Genomic DNA, 1,639 nt, shown 5'->3' with positions numbered 1-1,639 from the left:
CATCACGAACTTGGTCTGCCACTCCGCTTCCACCCGCGCCGCAGCCGTAGGATTGCCCTGCAGCCGATACAGGGTCGCCTCGGCGCGCATGTCCTGCCATTCCTGCACCACCGCTTCAGGATGACTCAAGGAGTTGATCAGCTGGTGAGACACCTGCGAGGCGGTGTTCTGGGTATCGGTCAGCAACCCCTTGCCCAGGCCGTACATGCCTTTGAGCATGTCGCCCAGCGCCGTGCCTACACCCTCCACCGAACCCAGCGTTTCTGCCGTGGGATCGTACTTGCCGAAGTTCAGGTTATTGGCGTAATACGCGGCGTACTCGGGGTCCCCCCCAGGGCGCAGGAACTCGCGATTCTTGGTGGAATCATTGAACTCGGCGCTATGCGTGCTCGCATAGTCCTTGAGCAATGCCGCTCCTCCAGCGCCCCCGCCATGGCGGCGTTGGCCCCGGCAGCCGTCGCTCCGCTGGCGAAATTACTACAAAAGCCTGCCGCCAATCATGGAGGCTCAACTGCCAGACAGCTACGAACAGGACCTGAACACATTGATTGCGCACGCCGAGAACTCACAGTCACACAGTAAGGATCAACTGCAGTCATTGCTGGATCTGCTAATGGCACAGCGGATGTAGCGCTGTGAAGGATGGAGGGGCTAGCATTAAGCAGATAAAACAACACCGGCGCAGGGCCGGTGTTAGATAAATAATCCTATTGATTAGGATTGATAATCATCAAATTCCCAGGAAAATGCCTTCCCTAGCTTTATCACAATAGTTTCCCAACTATCCCCCTCGCAGCGACTCACATATTCATGAATCAATCCATTAATAGTCGAAAGATCATATTCTCGAACAATTAATAGACCTCTCCCCCAACGAGGCTCCCACATTGTCTCCTCTAGCCACTTTGGGGTGCAAATGAAAAGCTCAAAATCATCTGCCCCTTGCGTGCAGTCAAGCCCAATTTGAATACGAAGACTTAAAGAAAAATTGTCTAACTTTTCGGGAGCGTAGGTCGCGACATCAAAAACATCATTAGAAACACCTTTTATAACAGCACGCATCATTCCTCCTAGTCAGCCACATTCAGATGCCCGTTACTTACTTTTATGCGCTGACCTGTTATTGGGTTGATGTTATAATTTTCAAAATTGGCCTGCACACCTGTCGTTGCAAAAGATGAATTTTTAGATGTTGGCGGCCTATATACACGAGTACCGTCTGCGCTAATAAAACCAAGCCCATCACTTGTTTTTGTCGCCCCATCTCCAACCCAGATCTTACCCAACTGATTAGCTTCGGAAGATGTGCCTTGGCCTATAGAGAAGTTCGGATTTTTCGTTCCACTGCCGTTCACAGCCGCAGCTAATCTTGCATCCTGAGCAGCAATACTCCTCAGGTTTTCTTGTATCAGTTGATCCTTCAGCTTTGGATACAAGGCCGCATTTTCAGCGCCGGAGGCTGCGCCTCTTGCCCCCCCCCCCGCCTTCCCAGCCGCAATCTCCCGCTCCGCCGCCGCCAACCCCGCAAGGTTCCCACCTTCCTTGGGCACCAACGCCGACTCGCTATAGAAATACAGCTTCCCATCCGGCGCGACAAACTCAAAATTGCCCGTGCGCAGGTTCACTACCGCCGTATACC

The 1,639-nt window shown here is 52.7% G+C and carries 2 protein-coding genes and 1 pseudogene; all 3 read right to left on the bottom strand.

Annotated features, from left to right (window positions below):
- The coding region (locus ACPZMI_RS09985) for a hypothetical protein (protein WP_426352147.1) at positions 1-408 on the bottom strand (408 nt) is incomplete at its 3' end.
- A 306-nt stretch (positions 409-714) separates the two neighbouring features.
- On the bottom strand, positions 715-1,062 hold the full coding sequence (locus ACPZMI_RS09980; protein WP_186666861.1) for an immunity 8 family protein: 348 nt from the start codon (positions 1,060-1,062) through the stop codon (positions 715-717).
- An 8-nt stretch (positions 1,063-1,070) separates the two neighbouring features.
- Positions 1,071-1,639, bottom strand: a pseudogene (locus tag ACPZMI_RS09975) (hypothetical protein); the annotation flags it as partial.

Origin of the sequence: Pseudomonas wayambapalatensis, from assembly GCF_049942315.1 — a bacterium.
In the GTDB taxonomy this organism is placed as follows: domain Bacteria; phylum Pseudomonadota; class Gammaproteobacteria; order Pseudomonadales; family Pseudomonadaceae; genus Aquipseudomonas; species Aquipseudomonas wayambapalatensis.
The sequence above is the reverse complement of the archived record's forward strand: the minus strand, read 5'-3'. Positions and strand labels throughout refer to the sequence as shown.